We start from the raw sequence: 21,675 nt of genomic DNA, 5'->3' as shown, positions 1-21,675 counted from the left end.
GTGGCGCTTCGGCACCTGCACACCGCTTACTGCCTGACCCGCGCGATCAACCAGGAAATCGCACCACCGGACAGATGACGGCTGCTCCGGGCGTGCGGGGAACGGCTGTCAGCCGAGGCTGAGGATGGCATCGACCAGCGGATCCTGCTGTTGCTCCTGCAGGAAGTGACGAGCGTCAGGAACCGTCACACGATCGCGTCCCCGCGCACCCGGGACGCGGGCCTGGAAGATCCGCGCGAATGCGCACGTGATGTCCCCGGCGGTACCGCTGGGCTGCTTCGCCAGCGCCCGCACACCAGATCATCCGGCTGTACGCACCTCACGGCCGGAGTTGAACACGCCTGCACCAGTGTCAGGGCGGTCACGCCATCACGCGCAGCAGGTCTGCCAGGACGTCGGGCTTTTCCAGAGCAATGCAGTGGCCCGCTCCCGGCACCTGTGTGAAATCGACGGCCGGCAGCAGTTTCTTGTCGGCTTCCCAGCCCGGGCGTCGGGACCAGTCCCTCTCTCCGTAGACCTCCCCCTCCGGGCGCTTGCTGCTGGAAACCGATCGGTGTACGTTAGTGGAAACCGATCGGTTTCCTCGGGAGTCTCCATGATGACCAGCACCAAAGACGCAGTCGCCGTCGTGACAGGAGGCAGTCGCGGCATGGGGAAGGCGCTGGCGGGGCTCTCTGTGAGCGTGGAGCCGCCAAGGTCTACGTGATCGCCCATGGGCGTCGGCGCAGCGTCAGCCGGTGCCGTTGACCGCCAAGCTGATGTAGAGATCAATTTCGAATACACCGCGCGCATCGCATACTGATACCGATGGCTGCGTGCTCAACCTCTGGAGTCAAAAGCCATGTCCTCTCACACCACCTCCACCATCTTTGTCATCGGCGGCACAGGGGCTCAAGGGATGCCCATCGTCCGCGCTCTTGTCGCCGACAAGAAGTACTCCGTCCGAGTCCTCACTCGCGATTCCAGCTCCCCCCGGGCCCAGGCTCTCCTCGCGCTTGGCAACGTCTCCATCCTCGAAGGGTCGTTCGCCGACGAGGACGTGCTGCGGGAAGGATTTCGCAGCTGTGACGGGGTATTCATCAACATCGACGGGTTCAACACCGGCGAGAAGACCGAGACCTACTGGGCCATCCGCAGTTACGAGATAGCGATTGAAGAAGGAATCAAGTTCTTCGTCTATGGGAATCTCGACTACGTCCTCAAGAAGTCCGGCTATGACTCCAGGTTCCGCACCGGCCACTATGACGGCAAAGGTCGCATGGCCGAATGGGTGCTGTTCCAGAACGAAAAGAACAGGGACCGGATGGGAGCTGCGGTCTTCACTTCAGGTCCCTACATGGACATGGTGATCTCACCGCTCACGCCCATGACACCCTCCGTCGAGGACGGTGTCGTCACGTGGCGAGTCCCTCTCGGCCAGGGAGCCGTTCCCCATGTGGATCTCGAAGATTGCGGATTCTACGTTCGCTGGCTCTTCGACCATCCAGAGCGGGCGAATGGCATGGACCTCGAAGTCGCTATCGAGCACGTGGCCTATGCCGATATGGCTGCGGCATTCGAGAAGGTCACCGGGCATCCGGCACAGTACATCGACACTGATCTGGACACATATTGGAGCGGTCCGCTGAAGGCGGTTGCCGATCTCCCTGCCGGATACAACGCCGATCCCAACGACAAGGCCACCATGAGCTTCAGGGAAAATTTCACGGGCTTTTGGAACGTGTGGAAGCACGGAATTGTTACCAGGGATTACGCTCTGCTCGACGAAATTCACCCCAGCAGGATCCGAAGTGCTGAGGAGTGGTTCCGCCGAGAAGACCAGGTGGGACGAGACCTCGGGAAGGGAAGTCTCTGGGAGAGGGTCCAGCCGGAGAACTGGAGCATCGAGTCTGCGGTGCTCAAGAGCAGTGCGGATATGCGGAAGGGCAAGTTGTAAACGGGTGAGCGGCAATACGAACCGGATCTCGGTCAAACTCGTCGCACGGGGCCGCCCTCGGCTTCCGCAACGCCGACAACCAAGCGCCGACAGGCTGCGGCTCGGGACCCCTGTCCGCCGCCCTGCGCGACCGCGGTGCCGTCGTCACGGCATCGATGCCAGCGCCGGGATGCCGGCGCTGGTCAGGCGGCGGCTGGGTGACGACATGGCCCTGCACGTGGTCGACCTGAGTGAACGCCTGCCGTTCGCAGTGCGTTCTATGACGTGATCGCGTCGCTGGTCCTGCACTACCTGGAGGACTGGGGGCCGACGCCGGCCGAGATACGGCGCGTGGTCAGGCCCGACGGCCGACTGATCGCGTAGTGCAGCACCCTTTGGTGGACTACGCGATTCAAAACTGAACGCTCCGCGGGTTGTGTCGGCCCCGCGCCCCCTTGAGCGTTGCCGAACCGCAGCCGACTTCGCCAGACCTGCTCAGAGGCGGACAGCGATCAGCGCGATGTCGTCGCGAGCGCCGCCACTGACTCCGAAACGGGCCAGTAGCGCGTCCGTGAGGTGCTCGGGGCTGAGGTGGGCGGAGTGGGAGACGGCTTCGAGCAGGCGGTGCAGGCCCGCGTCGATGTCCTCGCCCCGGCGCTCGATGAGCCCGTCGCTGTAGAGGATCAGGGTGTCGCGGGCGGTGTAGGGCAGCTGCGCCTTGACCCGGGGACCCTGTTCGACCTGCGCGCCGAGCGGTGGGTCGGTGGCCTGGTCGAGGAGGTCACAGGTGCCGTCGGCGTGCAGCAGGACCGGGGCGGGTGGCCGGCGCTGCTGTAGGCGATCAGGTGCTGGCCTGTGCGGATCACCGCGTTGACTGCGGTGGTGGCGAGCGCCCCGTCCACACTGAGGGCGTACCGGCTCAACACCTCCAGGGCCAGGGCGGGTTCCTCGACGGTACGGATGGCGGCGCTCAGCGCGCTGCGGAGCATGCCCATGACGGCAGCGGCCTCCAGGCCGTGGCCGACGACGTCGCCGACCGACACCGCGAAGGAGCCGCCGGGCAGGTCGATCACGTCGTACCAGTCGCCGCACACGTTGAGCGAACCCACGGCGGGCGGATAACGCACCGCGATGTCGGGGTGACGGACCAGATCCGGGGAGGTGAGCATCGCTTCCTGCAGGGTGACGGCGACCTGGCGCTCACGGGCGTGGGCTTGGCGCAGTTCCTCATGGAGGCGCTGCAACTCCTGGGCGCGGGAGTACAGCTCCATCTCAAGGGCCTCCAGTTCGACCTTGCTCTCGGGGGCCGGCACGTCGTCGTGCGCCTCTTCCCGGCGGGAGCGGTGGGAGCGGACGAACTCCGTCACGTCCTCGACCCGGTGGATGATCCAGGCGACGGTCCCGTCGCGAGCGATGACCGGGGTGTTGATCGGAGACCACCAGCGCTGATGGAAACCACCCGGCCGGTCCATGATGGGGATGTCGTACTTCTGCAGCACCATCGAATCGCGTTCCCGGGTGGCCAGGACCCGGTGGAGGGAGGCGTTGAGGGTGCTCACCCCGTCCGCGTCGGGGTCAGCCGGGTTTTCAGGGAACGCGTCGAAGTAGTACGTCCCGACCAGGTCCTCCCGGGTGCGCCGGGTCGCCTGCAGATACGCGTCATTGGCATCGGCGATCACCAGATCGGGGCCGAGGACGCAATAGGGAGTCGGTGTGGCGGCGAACAGTGCCGCGTAGTCGATCCGCGATGCGATTCTCGGTATCTGCATGGCTACTGCCCGCCATCCCGGCCCCTGGGACCCCCACTTCTCACTGTACGAGTCAGGAGAGCCTGCGCACCCGGACACGGGTCGTGCGGCGGTGCCGACGGCCGGCGCCACCACCCCTATCGAGGCGCTGCCCGGCTTCTACCGCTTCCTCGCGGAGTTCGAGCCGCTGCGGCAGATCACCGGCGGCCTCCGCTCGATCCTCTACTACGACGCCCAGGCCGACGCCGGTCTGACCCGGGGCTGGGTGATGATGGCCGCCGGCCTCGCAGCGGCCGCGCTGTTCGGCTTCGGCGTGACGGGCTGGTACGACCGCAGAGGGCTGCACCGTATCCCCGCCGAGACGAAGCCCGAGAAGACCGCCGCTCTGGCGTAGCGGACCCGTGATCCACCTCGGAGGGGGCCATGGTGCGGAGTGGCCCCCGTGTGCGCCGCCGTGCGGGTGCGGCAGGCGCGCACCTCAGGGCTCGGCGACGGTACCTTTCCCCCGGGTGCCGTCGCCGAGCCTCTGGCCAGCCGTCCCGGCCGACCGGGAAACCGATCGGTTTATTTTTCTCCCGAATCGAGTTAACCTCACGGTATGAGCACCGAAGTGAAGGCAAGTCCCCGAGAGCGGCTCCTGGAGGCGGCGGCCACGCTCACCTACCGCGACGGCGTCGGCATCGGCATCGAGGCGCTGTGCAAGGCGGCGGGGGTGTCGAAGCGCTCCATGTACCAGCTGTTCGAGAGCAAGGACGAACTACTGGCGGCGAGCTTGGAGGAACGGGCTTCCGCCTTCGTAGCGACACTCCTGCCCGCCGCGGATGACGGCCGTTCACCCCGCGAGCGGATCCTGCACGTCTTTGAGCAGGTGGAACTGCAGGCGGGTGCCCCCGAGTTCCGGGGTTGCCGGTATCTGGCGGTGCAGATCGAGCTCAAGGACCAGAGTCACCCCGCGAGCCGGGTGGCCCACCGGGTCAAGGGAAACCTGACGGCCTTCTTCCGGGCCGAGGCCGAACACGGCGGTGCGAGCGATCCGGAGCTGCTGGCCCGACAGCTCAGCCTGGTCTTCGACGGCGCCAGCGCCCGCGCGGGGATCGGAGCCGACAACCTCACCGGGCTCATCGCCCCTACGGTGGCCACCCTGCTCGACACGGCAGGCGTGCGCTGACGCATCACCTTTTCGAGCAGGCTCGGCGACTGTTGCGCCCTCGGGGCTGACGCCCGCCTCCGGCACCCGGGGCAGGTCCGACGGCCTTACGGCCTGGCTTCCCGGCCGTCGGCGGGAAGCCAGGCCGTAAGGGCGTTGACCAGCATGCCGTGCACGAGAAAGGCCGTGGCCTTGCCGGCATCCGCGCCCAGCGGAAGGCGCACGGTTTCCCGGAGCCTCATCCGGTCGGCCCGGACGACCTCGCCGATCCGGCCGTCGCCCTGCGCCTCGGCGGCTGCCACGAGCGCGTAACCCTGCATCAGCAGCGTTTCCGGGCGCGCCGAGATCGGTCGGGCATGAGCGCTTGCCGTGGCGTGGAGAGTCTGCGGCATGGGCAGGGCAAGCGGACAGGAGGGACGTCAGAGCGTCATCCGCGGCGGCCATCACCGAATTCGCACTCAGGGGCTACTACGGCACCTCGACCGAGGTGATCGCCCACTGCGTCGGCTTCACGCAGCCGTACCTCTTCCGGCTCTCTCCGGGCAAGCAGGCGATCTTCGCCGCCGCCTTGACGCGGAGCATGGAGGACACCCGGCTGACTTTCCCCTCCTGCCCGATGCCGGCCGACGGTACCTGCTGGGCTTGCGCGCTGTAAACCGATCGGTTTACGATAGGTGAAACCGATCGGTTTCTAGCGAGTCCGGGAGTCCATGATGAGCACCCATCGGCCAGTAGCACTCGTAACGGGTGCGTCATCCGGCATCGGAAAGGCAGCCGCGCTCGCGCTGGCCGCAGCGGGATTCGAGGTGGTCGGCACAAGCCGCGACACCTCCCGCGTCACCCCGCTCGACGGCGTGACCTTCCTCGACCTCGACGTGTCCGACGACGCGTCGGCCACCGCCGTGGTCCAGCAGACGGTCGACCGGTTCGGGCGAATCGATGTCCTGGTCAACAACGCCGGCATGGGCTTGATCGGGGCGGCCGAGGAGAACTCCGTCGCGCAGGCCCAGGTCGTCTTCGACGTCAACGTCTTCGGCGTGATGCGTATGGTGAAGGCGGTCCTGCCGCACATGCGCGCCCGGGGACGCGGACGCATCATCAACCTGTCCTCCGTGGTCGGCTTCCTCCCCTCGCCCTACATGGCCGTCTACGCCGCGTCCAAGCATGCGATCGAGGGGTACACCGAGTCCCTGGACCATGAGATCCGCGGGCACGGCGTCCGGGCGCTTCTGGTCGAACCCGCCTACACCAACACGGGATTCGAGGCCAACAGCCCGCGGCCCGACACACCCCTGCAGGTCTACGCGGACCAGCGACGCGCCTTCGGCCGCATGATGGAAACGGCGATCAAGGACGGCGACGACCCCGCCCTCGTCGCCAAGGTGATCGTCGCGGCGGCGACCGACCCGAAGCCGAAGCTGCGCTACACCGCCGGTTCCCTGGCCGGACGCGCCAGCGCACTGCGCCGCATCGCCCCTGCCGGGGTCTTCGACAAGCAGATCCGCAAGCTCAACCGGTTGGCCGGCTGACGACGTCGAGGTGACCGGCCGCATCCGGGCGGTGCTCTTCGCCACCACGGACGGCCCCTCGACCGACTGGGTGGCGCGCCTGTGCGACGTGGACGAACACGGCGTTTCCTGCAATGTGGCCGACGGCATCGTGCGGGTCCGCGTGACACCGGACGAGCCGGCCGAGCACATCGTGGACCTGTGGTCGACCAGCATCGTCTTCCGGGCAGGGCACCGCATACGGGTCCAGGTCACCTCCAGCAACTTCCCCCGCTGGGACCGCAACCTCAACACGGGCGAGTCCGAGCGGAGCGCGACCACGGCCCGAGACGCCCGGCAGCAGATCTTCCACGACCCCGCCCGGTCGTCCCGCATCGTCCTGCCGGTGGTTGCGGCCCAGTAGCAAGCGCCGAAGGCCCCATGGCGACATAGCCGACGCCATGTCGCCCGGACGGGCCTTCCCCAGGCCGCGGCCTCCTTCGATTGGACGGAGGGTGCGGCCTGTCCGCGCGTGTCCTGCCCGTTGGCCCCTGCGGACCTGACGACAGCCTGGGACACACGACTGTCCCCCTGCGCCGCCCGAAGGCGGTCCGCCCTGAACGCCGATCCCGGCTGGGCCCGTAAGGCCGCCGGCCGGGCATCCCGGCGACGCCGATCCCGCCGTACGACTGCTGATGCGTTTCAAACAACTATGACCTGACTTGCGCCGGGAAACCGATCGGTTTACAGTAGCTGAAACCGATCGGTTTCCTAGTTTGTGGAGGTAGTCGTGACAGCAATCGAAGGCGCCACCGTCCTCGTCACCGGAGGCGGCCGGGGCATCGGCAAGATGCTGGTCGAGGAGCTCTACGCGCGCGGAGCCGGCAAGGTCTACGCCACGGCCCGTGACCCGCGCACGGTGACGCACCCCGATGCCGTTCCGCTGGCTCTTGAGGTCACCGACCCCGCATCCGTGGCGGCCGCCGCCGAGCAGGCCCAGGACGTCACCATCCTGATCAACAACGCCGGCGCCTCGGTCCGCGCCTCGTACCTCGACTCCCCGATGGAGGACGTGCGCCGGGACCTGGAGACCAACTTCTACGGGCCGCTGCTGGTCACCCGGGCCTTCGTGCCGATCATCGAGCGCAACGGCGGGGGTCACATCCTCAACGTCCACTCCGCCCTGTCCTGGCTGGCCGACGGCACGCCCTACGGCGCCTCCAAGGCCGCCCTGTGGTCGCAGACCAACTCCCTGCGTCTGGAGTTGCAGCCGCGCGGGATCGCGGTGACCGGGCTCCACGTGGCCTACGTGGACACCGACATGACGTCGGGCCTCGACGCACCCAAGGCCGCCCCCCGCGACGTCGCCGTGGCTGCCCTCGACGGCATCGAAGCGGGGGCGCATGAGGTGCTGGCCGACGACACCACCCGCTGGGTCAAGTCGCAGCTGTCCGCCGATCTGGAAGCCCTGTACCCGCAGTTGAACAAGTAGCAGGAACTCGCCGATTTCGAGGTCATTCTCATGGAAAGTTCGCTCACCCACCGCTTCGTCGACGTGAACGGGGTCAGGCTGCACATCGCCGAGCAGGGGCAGGGGCCGCTGGTCCTGCTGCTGCACGGCTGGCCGGAGAGCTGGTACTCCTGGCGTCACCAGTTCGGGGCGCTGGCGGCGGCTGGGTACCGGGTCGTCGCCCCGGACCAGCGCGGCTACGCCCGCAGCGAGCAGCCGCCGGACGTCACCTCGTACACCCTGCTCCACCTCGTCGGCGACGTGATCGCCCTGATCGAGGAACTCGGCGAGGAGCGGGCGGTCGTCGTGGGTCACGACTGGGGCGCACCCGTAGCCTGGACCGCGGCGATGCTGCGCCCCGACAAGGTCCGTGCGGTGGCCGGGCTCAGCATTCCGCCGATCCTGCCCGGCGGGATGGTCCCGCCTTCCATCACCCGCACCCAGTACGGCGAGGGCTTCTACCAGGTCTACTTCCAGCAGCCGGGAGTCGCCGACGCCGAGTTCGCCAAAAACATCCCGGAATCCTTCCGCCGCCTCCTGGTCGGCGCCTCCGGCGACAACCCGCTCGGCAAAGAGCCCCGCCCGCTGGTCATACCCGACGGCCTGGGCCTCCTGGACACCATGCCGGCCTCGCCCGACCTGCCGGCCTGGCTGACCGAAGAGGACATCCAGGCGTACGCCGAGGACTTCGCCCTGCATGGCGAGCAGGCGTTCACCGGAGCCTTCAACTGGTACCGGAACATCGAGCGCAACAACGAACTGCTCGCCGCCTTCAAGGGGCGCGGGATCGACGTCCCCGCGCTGTACGTGGTGGGAGACCGCGACATGGTCACCTCGTTGCGCGCCCCGGACGGGGGCAGCTCGCTGCGGGAGATGCTGCGGGGCGAAGGCGGCTCGGGTAACCCGCTGAGCGCCGTCGCGCCTCAACTGCACGACGTGGTGGTGCTTGAGGGCTGTGGGCACTGGACGCAGCAGGAGCGTCCCGCGGAGACCAACGCCGCGCTCCTGGACTTCCTCGCCCACATCGACGGCCCCGCGCCCCGATGACACTGCGAAGGATCCGCCTGCCCGGCACGGTACGGCGGGATGAGGGCCCAGGGCCCGGGTGGAGGCGGCCGTCGAGCCAGGCGGCTTCACCGTCATCGACCGCTTCCGACGGGCCCGGTCACCTCCACGAGTCCAACCGAGACCCTGGCCCGACACCTCGCCGAGCGACGGCATAGACGCCCCAGGCGACCGAAGCGACCCAAAACGATCGCCGGCCATGTCCCGTGGCCATTCCATGCAGCCGACCCCCCAACCAGACAGAGGAATCATCGATGTCAGAGCGCCATCCCATCCTGATCACCGGAGCCGCCGGCCATATCGGCGGTGTGAGCCGAACGATCGTCGACATGCTGCTTGAACAAGGGCACCCGGTGCGGGCGTTCGTACGGCAGGACGACGAACGCGCGCAGTCGCTGCGCCAGGCCGGGGCCGAGGTCTTCGTCGGAGACCTGCTCACCATCGCCGACGTGACAGCCGCGCTGAAGGGCGTCCGGCGCATCTACTTCAGCATGAGCCTGTCGCCGTATTACACCGACGCCGTCAGCCTGATGACGGCGGCGGCGCGGGCCCAGGGCGACATCGAGGTCTTCGTCAACATGTCCGAGTTCGAGCAGTCGTTCATGACGTTCGAGAAGATGTCCGCGCCGGAGAAGGAACGGCGTGCGTGGCTCGGCGGACTCGTCGCCGACTGGTCGCCGCAGCAGCGCGCCCACTGGATCGCCGAGCGGGTGCTGGAGTGGTCCGGCCTCCCGACCGTCAATATCCGGGCGGCCATGTTCGTCGAGAACCCCTTGATGACCTGGCTGGCACTGGGCCCGCTGAGCAACGGTGAACTGCGCCTGCCCTTCGGCCACCACCGCCTCGCGCCCATCGCGGGTTACGACGTGGCAGAGACGTGCGCGAAGATCCTGGCCGACCCGGCGCCGCACATCTTGAAGTCCTACGAGCTCAACGGTCCGGAACTGAAGGACATGCACGGGTTCGCGGAGGACTTCGCGGCCGTGCTGGGACGCCAGGTCACCTACGTGCCCGAAGAGATCGAAACCTGGAACGAGACCTACGTGGACCCTGCCCTGGCCGCGTTTCCGCACACCGCGGAGCACATGAAGACCCTCACCCGGCTGATCGGCGGCGGCGGGTACCGCGGCGTCACCGACCAGCTGGAAACCCTGCTCGGGCGCGCGCCGAAGACCGTGCGGTGGGCGCTGGAGAACCATCCGCGCATCCAGAAGCTGGTGGCAGCCTGAGCCGCCGAGCGGTCGAACTGCGGTCATGAGCGAGGAGCCGAGCGGTGACGTTGCCGGGATCTGCGGAGGAACAACCTTCACACTGGCGGTTGGAGCGCGTCGACCTGGGAGAAGTGCCCTACGCGGCGGCGCAGACGGACATGGCCCGCTGGGTTGAGGAGCGCAAACAGGGCCTGGCCGCCAACCGACTCTTCCTGCTTACGCACCCTGCGGTGATCACTTACACCGCCCGGACGCCGAACGACCAACTGCCCGACGCCGCCTCGCCCATCGACCTGGTGCAGACAGACCGTGGCGGACATGCCACCTACCACGGTCCCGGCCAGCTCATCGGCTACCTCGTGCTCAACGTGCGCGAACTCGGTCCCCGTGGCCTGATCCGCCGGGTCGAGCTGGCGCTGGTCGACGCACTGGACGCCCTCGGTTTCCCAGCGGTCCGCCGGGAGACGCCGCCGGGGGAGGAGAGCCTGGTGGGCGTGTGGACCCCCGATCACCGCAAACTCGCCTCGATCGGCATGCGCATCAGCGGGAGTGTCTCCAGTCACGGCTTCGCCCTCAACATCGACCCCGACCTGAGCGTCTACACCACCTTCACCGCCTGTGCCCTGCCCGGCGTCCGGATGACCTCCCTGGCCGAACTCACCGCCGAACGCGGGCTGCCCACCCCCACCCATACCGAGGTGCGCGACACGGTCGCACGAGCAGTCACTGCACACCTGACACCAGGTTAGAAAACCGAAAGGATGCCCGATGGCCAGCAAGAATAAGCTCGACGACCACCCCACCGTCATCCAGGTCCGCCAACGGCCGGACCGCGGCGCCCCCCGGCCCGCCGAGCCGCTGGATGCGCCCTGGCTGCGTGAGCTATGTCTCGACGCGGGCGCGGACGACGTTGGTTTCGTCGAGATCGACCGACCGGAAATCGCCGACCAGCGAGCGGACCTGGAAGCCGCACTGCCGGGTGTCCGAGCGTTGATCAGCATCGTGACCCGAATGAACCGGGAGAACATCCGCACTCCATCGCGCTCGGTGGCCAACCTGGAATTCCATCACTCCGGCGACCACAATAACGAGGCGGCCCGCCAAGTGGTGGGCAAGCTGGAGGCGATGGGAGTGCGCGCCCTCAACCCCGCGATGGGTTTTCCGATGGAGATGGACAAGTTCCCCGGGAAAACGTGGGTCGTCTCGCACAAGCCGGTCGCCGTGGCGGCAGGAATGGGCAAGATGGGCCTCCATCGCAACGTCATCCACCCAAAATTCGGCAACTTCATCCTGCTGACCACCATTCTGATCGACGCCGAGGTGAGCGACCTCTCCCAGCCTCTCGATTACAACCCTTGTGTGGAATGCAAGCTGTGCGTGACCGCCTGCCCGACCGGGGCGATCGCCTCCGACGGTCACTTCAACTTCTCCGCCTGCTACACGCACAACTACCGCGAGTTCATGGGCGGCTTCGGCGACTGGGCCGAACAGGTCGCTGAAAGCCGCAACGCCGCCGACTACCGCTCACGGGTGACCGACCAGGAGAGCGCGTCCTGGTGGCAAAGCCTCTCCTTCGGCGCCAACTACAAGGCCGCCTACTGCATGTCGGTTTGCCCCGCTGGCGAGGACGTCCTCGGCCCCTGGTTGAACAATCGCAAGGCACACGTGGACACGGTCGTCCGCCCGCTGGTGAACAAGGAAGAGACCATCTATGTCATCCCGGATTCCGACGCCGAGAAGCACGTGGCCAGCAAATTCCCCAACAAACACACGAAGCGAGTAGGGCAGAGCCTGCGACCGATCAACATCGAGGGCCTGGTGGAAGGCATGCCACTGGTCTTTCAGCGCGAGCAGGCCGCAGACATGTCCGCGACCTACCATTTCACCTTTACCGGCGCCGAGTCCCGTCAGATCACCGTGACCATCCGCGACCGCGAACTCGATATCGCCGACGGACTTCACGGTGAGCCGGATCTCAGGATCACCGCCGACGCGCAGACCTGGATGCGGTTCCTCACCAAACGGTCAGTGTTGCCGTGGGCGCTTCTGCGCGGCCGCATCAAGATGCAGGGCTCGCCGCGACTGCTGCTCACCTTCGGCCGACTCTTCCCGTCTTGATCGGCCGGGAAGCAACGGAACGTCGAAATCATCACGAAAGGGAAGATCGATCATGAGTACTCTCCGCACCGAGGTCGAGCGCGACCTTGTGCTGGAACGCAAGGAAACGGTAGCCGAAAGTGTTGTGCTGCTGACGTTGCGCGACCCGGAAGGCCGGCCGCTGCCGGAATGGGAGCCGGGAGCACACATCGATCTGATGCTGAACACAGAATTGGTCAGGCAGTATTCACTGTGCGGGGACCCGGGGGATCGCTCCCGGCTTCAGGTAGCGGTGCTGCGTGAACCGGAAAGCCGGGGCGGGTCGAGCTACGTACACGACGTGCTCGCCGAAGGTGAGTCTGCCCGCATTCGCGGGCCCCGCAACAACTTTCCCTTGGAGAAGGCCAAGCGCTACCTCTTCATCGCAGGCGGGATCGGGATCACCCCGATGCTGCCCATGATTGCGGCCGTCCACGCGCGCGGCGCCGACTGGAGCCTCGTCTACGGGGGCCGCACCCGAGAGTCGATGGCGTTCCGCGAGGAACTGCAGCGGGCCTACGGAGAGCGGGTGAGCCTGCGGCCGCAGGACGAATACGGGCTGCTGGACCTGCCTTCGCTGCTCGGCAAACCGCAACGGCGGACAGCCGTCTACGCCTGCGGCCCGGAACCGCTGCTCGCGGCGGTCGAAGCCGGCTGCCAGAAGTGGCCGAGCGGGGCACTGCACGTGGAGCGCTTCGCCCCGAAGGAGGACCTCACCGCCGGGCCGCACAGCAGCTTCGAGGTCGAGCTGGCCCAGTCCGGCAAGACGCTGCTGGTCTCCGAGGACATGTCCATTCTTGAGGCCGTCGCAGATGCCGGAGTGTCGGTGATGACGTCGTGCGAAGAGGGAATCTGCGGAACCTGCGAGACGAAGGTGCTGTCCGGGGCGATCGACCACCGCGACTCGGTCCTGGACGACCAGGAACGCGCCGCAGGCGACACGATGATGATCTGTGTCTCCCGAGCCAGAGGCGACCGCCTGGTCCTCGACCTCTGACCCACTGCAGAACCATTCCGGATGCTGCGTCAGCCACCCCGCCCGATCCTTCCAGACCGCTACGCCAAGGCGTCAGCCCTCTTGGGCAGCTGTCGCCACCGGAGGGCAGGTACGGACGGCGGGGAAGCGGTGGCCGTCACCGTGGACATCGCCGACGAACGCTCTGTTCAAAACGGCTGTCGAGCGCACTGCCGCGACGTACGGCGGCCTCGGTTTCGCCGTCGTCGAGATGAACGACGCCGGCCTGGCCTCGCACCACCCCAAGCACTGTGCATGGAGTACGAACTGCTCGGGAGCACAGGGACTGGCGGACGGCGTGGATGCGTGTGTGGCGCTACCGGGGCACGTATGGGCCCGCTTCGGGCCGGATCGTCAGACCTACTACGCGCGTGAGTTGGAGCGCCCCGACGAGGCAAGTCAACAGGCCGTCACCTGGCGCCGGGCGCGGCCTTCGCAGCGGCCGCCCCGGTACGGCGCACTCGCTCCAGGCCGCGCGGGAGAGTGCCGTGGCCCATCCCGGCCTGGGCGAGTACCTGCACGAGCGTTCCGTCGAGGCGGCGGCTTGCATCGGCGCAGCGTGCTCCTCTTGGTGCCGGACGACGCGACCGGCCAGGTCCGGGCCGCCTCCTGCCGGAGCCCGAGGTCGGCACCGCGGCCTGGGGCGGCGAGCGTGGAGAACTGCTCACGCTCGCCGCCCAGAGCGCCGCGTTGTGCGACGTCACCGTGGTGTGGGTCCTCGGGTTCGATGCGGTGCGGCAGACTCGCGTGACGCTCATTTGACGCTCCAGACCCAGAATTCCACCGCAAAGAGGTCAGAAGCCCCAGCTGACCTGCGGTTTCTTCGGTGGAGTGGAATCGCACATGTTCCCGATGACCCACCACGTGGAGTGCGTGGCGATCCTGGAGCCTGCCGAAAAGGGCCGGTGATCTGCGGATTTCTCATCGGGGCAACTTGCTCCGACGTGTTTACACATCACCACCATGTGCGAGCCGAGGACGCCCTCGCAGCCGTTCCAGTGTGGCTGCTGACGTGGCATTTCTCGGGGTCTGACGGCTGATGCCGGCGAGGACGAGGGCTTACCCGGGCGACGTGCGCCGTATCGTCTTGACGCTCTCTCTGATGGTGCGTCAGGAGGGTGGGAGTGAATTCCCGCCCTGCCCGAACACCGTTCGGTCCGCGGCCCGTGCGGCACAGTGGTCAGGTCTGTGCCGCACGGGCGGTCAGGGGGCCCGCCCGCCGGTGTCGGTGATGCCGGCGATCGCTTCCAGGGCCAGGGTGCGGTCGTGGGGTTCGCGGGCCAGGGCGCGGTGGAGGGTCAAGCCTTCGATGAGCGCGTCGAGCTGGCGGGCGGTGTCCGGGTCGAAGTGCTTCTCCAGGTGGACACGGCTGCGGCGCATCCATTCGTGGGTGAGTTCCCGGTAGGCGGGCTGGCGGGCGGCGAGGGCGTAGAGCTCCTGGGTGAGGACGAGGTCGCGCTGACTCCCCTCGGACAGGGTGTGGACGAGGTCGGCCACTGCCTGCTGGGCCTGGTCGGCGTCGGCCGGGGCGGAGAGGCGGGCGAACACAACTACTGGGCCCGCCTCAGCGAGGGCCTGGCTGCATAGGAAGGTCTCCATGATTCGAGGGGATTGACACGGGCGAACAGCATCCCGCAATGAAGAGGCCGTAGTAGCCAAGGTGCGGCGCTATCAGGCGGCATAGCCTGGGGAAGTGGGACGGCCGTATCGCCGGGGCGGTGCATGACGTGCTTGCACGCCCCGGCCGTGCGAGTGGATTTGCTCCTCGATCTCATCGCCGTGGTTAGCGGCGGGATCAGATCATGCAGGCGGCCGCCGACATGCTGGAACGCGGCTGGTACGAGGAACCGCGCAAGGAGTGGGAACTGTAGCGCGAGGTAACCGACAGCAATTCTTGGCGGCCGCGAGCCACATGCGGGTGGCGACGTCGTCGTTGCTTGTGCTCGTTCGAGGCTGCGGCCGACTCGGAGCCGTTCCCCAGAAACATCAGCGACGGAGCATGGATCCCGCCGTATTACGCGGTCTGTGGGTCCCAGATGCGCACCGTGCGGTCGTGGCCGGCCGTCGCCAGCAGGGGGCGACCGTCGGGTGCGGTGAAGGCGGTCACCGAGAGCACCGGTTGGGTGTGGCCGGTGAGGGGTTCTCCGAGTTGGTCGCCGGTTTCCGGGTCCCAGATGCGTACGGTGCGGTCGTGGCCGGCTGTCGCCAGCAGGGGGCGACCGTCGGGCGCCGTGAAGGCCGTCACCGCCCAGACGCTGTCGGTGTGCCCGTCGAGGACGCGGACCGACTGCCGGGTGACCGTGTCCCATACGTGTACGGTCCGGCCCAGGCCGGCAGTGGCGAGCAGAGCGCGCCCGTCAGACGCGCGAAAGGCGGTCACCGCCCAGACAGACGTCGTGTGGCCGGTGAGGGGTTCTCCGAGTTGGTCGCCGGTTTCCGGGTCCCAGATGCGTACGGTGCGGTCGTGGCCGGCTGTCGCCAGCAGGGGGCGACCGTCGGGCGCCGTGAAGGCCGTCACCGCCCAGACGCTGTCGGTGTGCCCGTCGAGGACGCGGACCGACTGCCGGGTGACCGTGTCCCATACGTGTACGGTCCGGCCCAGGCCGGCAGTGGCGAGCAGAGCGCGCCCGTCAGACGCGCGAAAGGCGGTCACCGCCCAGACAGACGTCGTGTGGCCGGTGAGGGGTTCTCCGAGTTGGTCGCCGGTTTCCGGGTCCCAGATGCGTACGGTGCGGTCGTGGCCGGCCGTCGCCAGCAGGGGACGGCCGTCGGGGGACGCGAAGGATGTCAGAGCTTGTACGGAGGCCGTGTGTCCGGTCAGCTCGCGGTGCATGACTCCGGTGGCCGGATCCCAGACGTGGACGAGCCGGTCCTCACCGGCCGAGGCGAGCAGAACGCGCCCATGGACCTCGAACGCCGCCACGGCCCGTACTGGGCCGGGTGTCGTCGGCCGGCTGCTGTCGGTGAGCCGGCCGACGATGGTGCCGGTGGCCGGATCCAGCAGTCGTACGGTCCTGTCCGTGCCCGTGGCGGCCAGAATCGGTTGGCCGGCGAGAACGAAGGCGGTCAGCGTCATCACCGGGCCACCGAGGCCGCTTGAGTGACTGCGCACCTCGTCGCCGGTCTCCGGGTCCCAGATGCGCACGGTTCCGTCCTGGTTGCCGGTGGCGAGGAGGACCTGTCCGGTGGGGGGCGTGAAGGAGACCACCGTCCAGATCGATCGCGTGCCGTCGGCGCGCAGGGCGTGCTTCCTGGGTTTCGGCGGCCCTGCCGCAGCGAGGAGCAGCTGCGGCAGATCGACCGCGAGAAGGGCCCGGGGCGTGGTGGGCAGACTGTCGGCCAGCTTTTCCAGCCGGGCCCGCTGGTAGGGATCCGAGCGGCGGAGTCGGTCACCGAGCGACCGCTGCAGGTGGTCGAGGATCTCGTCCCGGCTGAGCGGGCGCAGTCGGACGATCGTAGCGTCCCGGTGCCGCCAGCCGTCGAGGGCGTCGGTGGTGGCTACCACACAGCCTCGTCCGGAAGGGGGTACCCCGCGAGGGAGGAGGCCACGGCCCTGGTGCGGGTGCGACCAGGCAGTCGGTGGGATGCCTTCCAGGACGATGAGCCAGTCGCGGTACCGGGCCAGTTCGGTCCACAGTCGGTACTCGGAGAAGTCGTCGTCGGTCGGCGCGGGCATACCGAGCGCGGACCACAGGCCGACGAGTCCTTCGGCGAGGGTCTCCGGACTGTGTGCCTTGATCCAGTGGGTGAAGGAGTGCCGGTCGTTGTTGCGGCGCAGGTACTCCTGGATGAGCCGGGTACGGCCCATGCCCGGTGATCCCTCGATGACGACCAGTGCCGGGCCGACGGGGGCCGTCTGCAGAAGCCCCGCCTCGAGGGCCTGGAGCTCCGCGGCTCGGCCGATGAGGTGCGAGGGGTCGGCCGGGTCGATCCGTCCGGGCTCGGCGAGGAGCTCGGGACGAGGGATGGAAGCCGGGGGGACGCCATCGCTGACGGCGGTGCAGAGTTGCCGGGCGATGGCTTCGTGGCGGCCAGCGGCGTCGCTGAGGACTGTGGCCGCCACCTCGGCGAACGGCAGGCTGCGCTCTGGCAGCTCTCGAGTACCTCCCGCGGAGCCGGTGCCGCCGACGTGGGCGGCGAGAGCCCGGAAGTCCAGGGTGCCGCCGAACGGGGCGGCGATGCGTCCGGACACCTTGGCCAGCACGTCCTCGAGAACCCGTACCGCTTCTCGGCGAGTGAGTTCGCCCAGTAGCTCACCCCGCACACCGCGTCGGAAGTCGTAGACCACATCGTCCGGATCCTCCGTATCGGCAAGCCGTCGTTCGATGAGGCCGGAGAGGAAGACCTCGGCCAGTTCGGTATGCCCGGAGTTCGGCACAGTGGCGGCCTGAACCAGCTGCATGACCGGCAGGCTGAGGGGGGCGGCTGCCAGATAGCAGGCGAGCCGGTATGCATCGGGGGAACAACCGGCGCGGAAACGGGCCACCCTTTCACCGGCGGGCATCGCGGCACGGCGGTGGGAGAGCAGCGTGGAACGGAGTGGTCGGGAGACTCCCTGGAGCGGCGCGGCCAGCATGCCGACAGCGTCGGCGGTTCGTCCCGCGACGAGCTCGGCCCAGGGTGCGAGCCAGACACCGTTCAGCTCCATGACCGGTAGCCAGCCCCTCGTGCTCTGGGGTGGGCCGGACCATGTGGCACGGGCGCGGAAGGCCGGCACCGGCCTGGCCGGGTCCGGCACACGGGCCTGTACGGGGATGGCGCGCAAGGCTGTACGGTGCCACAGTCTGCGCGGCAGGACCTGCAACGCCGCTGTCGGGCGCACGCGGCACTGCCGGGCGAGTGCTCCCGGCAGCTCCTCTTCGTGCCAGGCCCGGCCGACGCCGTCGGTCAGGACCAGCAGGAGGCGCCGTTCGGTGGGTGCGTCGAGGGGCCGGTCCCAGGGTCCGCCGGATTGTCGTGCGTCCGTCCGTCGGCGCAACCGCCGGTGAAATGGGGTGAGTCGGGGCATCGCGCCGTCGGTGTCCAAGGCGAAGCACCGGACGTCGGCGAAGGCGGCGTGCCGCTCCAGAACGGTCCGTAACTCGCCTGCGAGGTGATGCCAGACGGCCATGGTGGCCCCCGTGTCGACAAGGAGGTCCACGGAGAATCTTCGTTCGCCGGCTGGTCTCCATACCGGATGCAGGAGTCCGGCCTCGCTGCTGGCATGGGCCGTGCCCTCCTCGTCGAGTGCCGGTCTCGCGGAGGGGGTGGACTGGCCCAGTGGACGCAGCGCTCTGGCTAGGGCCAGCGTTTCGGTGAGGGCCGGCGGGCGGGGCACGGTGACTTCGTGGGCGGAGTGTCGGCTGCCCTTCACCGGGTGACCGGAACCGCCGATCGGGTGCAGGGTGACGCCGGTGGCCGGCCGACCCGGTGGGCGGGGGGTGAGGTGCGTCAGCCCGGGGGCGGTGGACGGTGCGGGCACGCTACGCGGGTGCGCGGGCGCCGGTGGTGGAGCGTCAGCCTGGTGGCCGGCGGGGACAGGCTCGGTGGGAAGGGCATCCGTTGTGGTGTGCGGGCGCGGGGGCTTCGGGGCAGGTGTCGGCGCCGTGGTGGCCGTCCGGGCCGTGTTTGGCCTGTCATCCGGGCCCGCGCCGGTCGCTGTGTCCGCCGTTGGCGCCGATGTCTCCGGCTCCTTGTCCCTGGGCTGGGCGACTTGTTGCCCCAAGGGCTCATGCGCCGCCGTGTCCGCCGGCTCGTCGCTGTGCACGATCCCTGGGGGCGCCGCGATGCGGGCGATCCACAGTGCGTCGGCGATGTCCTCCGGCTGGGGCCCGGCCCCTCGTGGGTCGAGTAACCGGGCGATGGCTGACCGGAGTTGTGGTGAGAGCATCGCGTGTTCCGATCCTGTCCCGGGTGTTCCGGACACGGTCTCGCTCACTGCTGATTGAGTGGGCGGAGCAGGGATTCGCGTACCAGGTGCCGGCCTCTCTCACCGTCCCACAGGCCCCGTCCTGCCATCAGCAGAGCGTTGAGCAGCTGGTCGTTGGCGAGCTCGGCACCGTCATCGCGTTGTCGTCGCAGGAACTCGGCGATGATTTCCTGAGCGTGGCCAGTCAGGACCTGTCCCTCCTGGCCTGTGCCGTCCAAGTGCGCCGCGACCATGGCGGCGAGCCGCTCCTCGTTCGGCGGCTCCATCTTGAGGCTGACGCAGCGTCGCAGGAATGGCGTGGGAAACTCTCGCTCGGCGTTGCTGGTGAGCACGACGAACGGGAATGCGGCGCAGCGGACCACTCCACCGGTCACGGTGGCCGTGCCGTGGGGATCGGCGGTCATCACCCGCTGTCCGCCTGGTCCCATCCGGGCCAGCTCGGGAACCTCGAACTCGCCCTCCTCGAAGACGTTCAGCAGGTCGCTCGGGAGGTCGAAGTTGCTCTTGTCGATCTCGTCGATCAGCAGGACGCGAGGGTGTCGCCAGGGCAGCAGTGCGGTACCGAGGGGGCCGAGCCGCAGGTACTGGCCGATCCCCGGAGCCGCCCGCCGTCGGCCGGGCCCGAGTGAGCCGACTCGTACACCGCCGTTGTGGATCCCGGCGTCCTGCAGCCTACCGATGGCGTCATACGCGTAGAGTCCGTCGCCGAGCGACGAGCGGCTGGTGATGGACCACCGCAACACCGGACCGAGCCTCAGTTCGTGAGCGACCGCGTAGGCAAGGGTGGACTTGCCCACGCCCGGCTTGCCGGTGATGAGGAGCGGTCGTCGCAGATGCAGGGCCAGATTGACGAGCTCGATCTCCTTTTCGTTCGCTTGATAAGCCGCCGCCTGGCGAGTTCGACCCAGCCGACGCGCCGTGGAGCCGTCGTCCGGTTCCGGGGGCGGAAGAAGATATGCGGCCTGGCTCTCGGACGTTCCCGCGAAGCGCCGCCAGGGGGGAGCCGGGGGCAGCTCTCGGATGCCCCCGTGCGGCACCCCGGTGCCGCGGTAGACCCACCATGCCTCTTCACTCATGCCATCCCCTCGAAGGGCCAGTCCTGCGCGGGATCCACACAGTAGGGGTCGTCCCACAGCAGGGTGATGTGCTGGCTCACGTGGTCCTTGTCGAAACGGCCGGCCCTCCGGCATCGGAGCAGTGTGTCAGGGAGCTCCGACAGACGCTCAGGCCCGTGCGGCCGTAATGCCGTCATCAACTCGTTCGGATCGCCGGAATCACGCCGCCACAGCATGACCGGTACGCCTTCCGTCAGCAGCGCGTCGTCCACTGCTTGCCGGGCGGCTGGTTGCAGCTCGTCGTAGGGCATGCACAGGCCGAGGCAGGCTACGTCACTGCGGTCGCTGAGCCAGTTCGCCAGCTCTCCCGGCTGCTTCATCTCCAGCGAAGGCCACTCGATCTGTTGGAGAGCGTCGTCCGAGCGGGACGAGACTAGTTTGTCCCACCGGCGGCGCCAGGGCTCCGGATTGATCCAGGGATCGCTGTAGCGTTCCAACGAGCGGACGACGACCGGGAAATTGTGGCCGAGAGCACGTCTGGAGCGTCCGACCGTCCAGAGTTCGGCCTCATGGCCGAGCAGGGAAGCGGGGAGGAGGAACTCGACCCGGACCCTGCCGCCGGCCCGGTGCACCTCTTGGGCGAGCTCGGCCCACCGGGCCAGCTGCGACGGGGCCTTGCCGATCAGCTCGTCCTTGCTGAAGCTCTCGTCGTGCAGCAGGAGGTTGACCCGTTTCAGCGGGCCGTCGGGAGGCCGCTGCCGGTAGTAGGCGCCGCGCAGCAAGTACCGCTCGTCGGCCGGATGATCCGGGCCTGCGGCCTCCAACCGGATCTGGATGATCAGGCGGTCGTCGGCCTGGTTCGTGGCGGGAACGTTCAGGTCCGCCAGCAGGGCCCGCAGGTCCTCGCCCTCCCGCGTGCCGGCGATATGAGGATCGTTGCTGAGCTGAGTCACGAAGCGGAGAAGGGGCCCTGGGTCGACGGGACCGCGCCGGGTCGCCAGCCACAGCAGAACCTCGGGTACGGTGCGCTGGTCCGCGGCCAGGGTGCTGCCGCCGCAATCCGCGGCGTAGCGGGCCAGAGTGTGGCGTGCGATTTTCTCGTACGGTGTCTCGCGCAGCACTTCGATCAGCCGCAGCGTGATCATCTCGGGCAGGGGTGCGGAACCGGTCATGGACGCTACGGCCAACTCCAGCCAGGGCAGGGCCTGGTCACAGGCAGCGTGCAGGCGCAGGGCGTCCTCCAGGAGCCTCAGGCTCTCGGAGGGCCGGGGGGACCCCAGGACGGTCTGCACGATGGCTCGTACGTGTTCCCGGGGGATGTCCCGTTCCGCCACCTCCATGTGCAGTCCTGTGGCGGTCAAGATGTCCCTGCGGAACTCACGGCGCTGCATGTCGGGGAAGGCGCACAGGAGCGTGTTCAGCAGCGTCTCCCGGACGAGCCGCACCGGGCTCGGATCGATTCCCTTCATCTCGTTCTG

General features: G+C 68.2%; 14 protein-coding genes and 5 pseudogenes. 13 read left to right on the top strand and 6 right to left on the bottom strand.

What is annotated here, in order from left to right:
• The first annotated feature begins 841 nt into the window (after positions 1 to 841).
• Together StrepF001_RS28090 and StrepF001_RS28085 are read left to right on the top strand one after the other, a co-directional pair.
• Entirely contained in the window at positions 842 to 1,936 is a 1,095-nt protein-coding gene (locus StrepF001_RS28090; protein WP_129801014.1) for an NmrA family NAD(P)-binding protein, read from the top strand.
• Between the two features lie 92 nt (positions 1,937 to 2,028).
• A pseudogene (locus StrepF001_RS28085) lies at positions 2,029 to 2,331 on the top strand (class I SAM-dependent methyltransferase); the annotation flags it as partial.
• Between the two features lie 79 nt (positions 2,332 to 2,410).
• Here StrepF001_RS28085 and StrepF001_RS28080 read toward each other — a convergent pair.
• A pseudogene (locus StrepF001_RS28080) lies at positions 2,411 to 3,684 on the bottom strand (SpoIIE family protein phosphatase).
• 88 nt (positions 3,685 to 3,772) lie between these two features.
• Here StrepF001_RS28080 and StrepF001_RS28075 point away from each other — a divergent pair.
• Together StrepF001_RS28075 and StrepF001_RS28070 are read left to right on the top strand one after the other, a co-directional pair.
• Positions 3,773 to 4,057 (top strand): annotated as a pseudogene (locus tag StrepF001_RS28075) (DUF3533 domain-containing protein); the annotation flags it as partial.
• A 204-nt stretch (positions 4,058 to 4,261) separates the two neighbouring features.
• Entirely contained in the window at positions 4,262 to 4,831 is a 570-nt protein-coding gene (locus StrepF001_RS28070; protein WP_129801013.1) for a TetR/AcrR family transcriptional regulator, read from the top strand.
• 86 nt (positions 4,832 to 4,917) lie between these two features.
• On the opposite strand, the gene StrepF001_RS28065 is transcribed toward StrepF001_RS28070, so the two are convergent.
• Positions 4,918 to 5,202: a hypothetical protein gene (locus StrepF001_RS28065; protein WP_129801012.1), complete on the bottom strand. Its 285-nt coding sequence runs from the start codon at positions 5,200 to 5,202 to the stop codon at positions 4,918 to 4,920.
• Here StrepF001_RS28065 and StrepF001_RS28060 point away from each other — a divergent pair.
• From StrepF001_RS28060 to StrepF001_RS28020, 9 genes and pseudogenes are all read left to right on the top strand, one after another.
• Positions 5,201 to 5,405: pseudogene (locus StrepF001_RS28060) on the top strand (TetR family transcriptional regulator); the annotation flags it as partial. The gene StrepF001_RS28065 and the pseudogene StrepF001_RS28060 overlap by 2 nt on opposite strands.
• A gap of 118 nt (positions 5,406 to 5,523) precedes the next feature.
• Positions 5,524 to 6,339 carry an oxidoreductase gene (locus tag StrepF001_RS28055; RefSeq protein WP_206306972.1) on the top strand — a complete coding sequence of 272 codons (816 nt, stop codon included), beginning with the start codon at positions 5,524 to 5,526 and terminating at the stop codon, positions 6,337 to 6,339.
• 10 nt (positions 6,340 to 6,349) lie between these two features.
• Positions 6,350 to 6,721: a CocE/NonD family hydrolase gene (locus StrepF001_RS28050; protein ID WP_240797710.1), complete on the top strand. Its 372-nt coding sequence runs from the start codon at positions 6,350 to 6,352 to the stop codon at positions 6,719 to 6,721.
• Between the two features lie 366 nt (positions 6,722 to 7,087).
• A complete protein-coding gene (locus StrepF001_RS28045; RefSeq protein ID WP_129801010.1) occupies positions 7,088 to 7,789 on the top strand; it encodes an SDR family oxidoreductase in 702 nt (233 codons plus the stop codon).
• Between the two features lie 30 nt (positions 7,790 to 7,819).
• The gene (locus StrepF001_RS28040; RefSeq protein WP_129801009.1) at positions 7,820 to 8,854 is read left to right on the top strand and encodes an alpha/beta hydrolase; all 1,035 of its coding nucleotides are present in this window, start codon (positions 7,820 to 7,822) and stop codon (positions 8,852 to 8,854) included.
• 272 nt (positions 8,855 to 9,126) lie between these two features.
• Entirely contained in the window at positions 9,127 to 10,101 is a 975-nt protein-coding gene (locus StrepF001_RS28035; RefSeq protein WP_206306962.1) for an NmrA family NAD(P)-binding protein, read from the top strand.
• Between the two features lie 44 nt (positions 10,102 to 10,145).
• Positions 10,146 to 10,832 carry a lipoyl(octanoyl) transferase LipB gene (gene lipB / locus StrepF001_RS28030; protein WP_240797709.1) on the top strand — a complete coding sequence of 229 codons (687 nt, stop codon included), beginning with the start codon at positions 10,146 to 10,148 and terminating at the stop codon, positions 10,830 to 10,832.
• Between the two features lie 19 nt (positions 10,833 to 10,851).
• Positions 10,852 to 12,201, top strand: a complete 1,350-nt coding sequence (locus StrepF001_RS28025; protein WP_129801008.1) for an SCP2 sterol-binding domain-containing protein — start codon at positions 10,852 to 10,854, stop codon at positions 12,199 to 12,201.
• Positions 12,202 to 12,253: 52 nt separating this feature from the next.
• Positions 12,254 to 13,216 carry a PDR/VanB family oxidoreductase gene (locus tag StrepF001_RS28020; protein WP_129801007.1) on the top strand — a complete coding sequence of 321 codons (963 nt, stop codon included), beginning with the start codon at positions 12,254 to 12,256 and terminating at the stop codon, positions 13,214 to 13,216.
• A 1,221-nt stretch (positions 13,217 to 14,437) separates the two neighbouring features.
• Here StrepF001_RS28020 and StrepF001_RS28015 read toward each other — a convergent pair.
• The 4 genes and pseudogenes from StrepF001_RS28015 to StrepF001_RS28000 all read right to left on the bottom strand — a co-directional run.
• Positions 14,438 to 14,758 (bottom strand): annotated as a pseudogene (locus StrepF001_RS28015) (TetR family transcriptional regulator); the annotation flags it as partial.
• Between the two features lie 490 nt (positions 14,759 to 15,248).
• A complete protein-coding gene (locus StrepF001_RS28010) occupies positions 15,249 to 19,103 on the bottom strand; it encodes an SAV_2336 N-terminal domain-related protein (RefSeq protein WP_129801006.1) in 3,855 nt (1,284 codons plus the stop codon).
• Between the two features lie 44 nt (positions 19,104 to 19,147).
• Positions 19,148 to 20,218 carry a MoxR family ATPase gene (locus StrepF001_RS28005; RefSeq protein WP_129801005.1) on the bottom strand — a complete coding sequence of 357 codons (1,071 nt, stop codon included), beginning with the start codon at positions 20,216 to 20,218 and terminating at the stop codon, positions 19,148 to 19,150.
• A complete protein-coding gene (locus StrepF001_RS28000) occupies positions 20,215 to 21,666 on the bottom strand; it encodes a hypothetical protein (RefSeq protein WP_129801004.1) in 1,452 nt (483 codons plus the stop codon). Before StrepF001_RS28000 ends, StrepF001_RS28005 begins: the two co-directional genes overlap by 4 nt.
• Positions 21,667 to 21,675 lie beyond the last annotated feature (9 nt).

Source organism: Streptomyces sp. F001 (genome assembly GCF_004187715.1).
Classification (GTDB): Bacteria; Actinomycetota; Actinomycetes; order Streptomycetales; family Streptomycetaceae; genus Streptomyces; species Streptomyces flavusporus.
Note: the sequence above shows the minus strand (reverse complement) of the source record. Positions and strands in the feature narration are given on the sequence as shown.